Raw genomic sequence first — 1,064 nt, 5'->3', positions numbered from 1 at the left:
GGCGGCGGCGCGCGGCCCGCCGCCCAATACATCAGCGAGCGCACCGGCCAGGCCCAGAGCGTGCCGGCCAGCACGAAATAGGGGATCTGCAGCGCCCAGTGCCAGGTCAGCACCCAGTCGGCCAGCCACAGCACCAGCGCGAGATAGGCGGACAGCCCGAGCAGGCCGAGGATCCAGGCGAGGAGGGTGCGGGACATGCCCCTGCTCCTGGCATGGCGGCGGCGCTTCGCCAAGCCCGCGCGGCAGCCGCGCGTTGCAGCCGGGGCGCCGGGCGCCTAGTGTCCGGCCCGATCCGTGGGGGCGCGCGCCGCCCCGCCTCCCGAAGCCTTCCGCCGACCGAAAGACCGCGATGACCGGCCTCTCCCCTGCCCCTGCCGCCGCCCCCGATACGCTGGACCTGAAGGCGCATATCCGCGGCATCCCGGATTTCCCGAAGCCGGGCATCCTGTTCTACGACATCTCCACCCTGCTGCGGCACGGTCCCGCCTGGAAGGCGGCGATGGGCCGGCTGGCCGCGATCGTGCAGCCGCACCGCCCGACCCTGCTGGCCGGCATCGAGAGCCGCGGCTTCCTGATCGCGGCGCCGCTGGCCCTCGAGCTCGGCCTCGGCTTCATCATGCTGCGCAAGCCGCGCAAGCTGCCGGGCGAGACGATCGGCTATGACTACGACCTCGAATACGGCACCGACCGCATCGAGATCCAGGCGGACGCGGTGAAGCCGGGCGACCGTGTGGTGCTGCTGGACGACCTGCTGGCCACCGGCGGCACCATGGCCGCCGGCATCCACCTGCTGCGCAAGGCCGGCGCCGAGGTGCCGCTGGCCGCGGCGCTGATCGAACTGACCTTCCTCAACGGCCGCGCGCGGCTCGACGTGCCGGTCGAGACGCTGGTCGCCTATGACGACTGAGCGCGGAGGGTGCGGCGCGCGGATTGCCTTTTTCCCGCCGCGCCCGTCTGCGACAGCGGCCCCATGACCCCGATCGGCCGCCGCGCCTGGTTGCGCCTCGCCCCCCTCGCCGCCCTGCCCGGGCTGGCGGGGCGGGCGCGGGCGCAATCCGCCTCTC

At 73.9% G+C, this 1,064-nt stretch carries 2 protein-coding genes; one reads left to right on the top strand and one right to left on the bottom strand.

All coding sequences use genetic code 11. The features are described 5' to 3' along the window. Nucleotides 1-197: DUF2842 domain-containing protein (locus tag HMPREF0731_RS21655; protein WP_007006388.1), on the bottom strand; the 197-nt coding region annotated here is incomplete at its 3' end. A gap of 194 nt (nt 198-391) precedes the next feature. Here HMPREF0731_RS21655 and HMPREF0731_RS21650 point away from each other — a divergent pair. Continuing rightward, a complete protein-coding gene (locus tag HMPREF0731_RS21650) occupies nt 392-907 on the top strand; it encodes an adenine phosphoribosyltransferase (RefSeq protein ID WP_040614362.1) in 516 nt (171 codons plus the stop codon). Nucleotides 908-1,064 lie beyond the last annotated feature (157 nt).

Origin of the sequence: Pseudoroseomonas cervicalis ATCC 49957, from assembly GCF_000164635.1 — a bacterium.
GTDB classification, from domain to species: domain Bacteria; phylum Pseudomonadota; class Alphaproteobacteria; order Acetobacterales; family Acetobacteraceae; genus Pseudoroseomonas; species Pseudoroseomonas cervicalis.
Note: the sequence above shows the minus strand (reverse complement) of the source record. Positions and strands in the feature narration are given on the sequence as shown.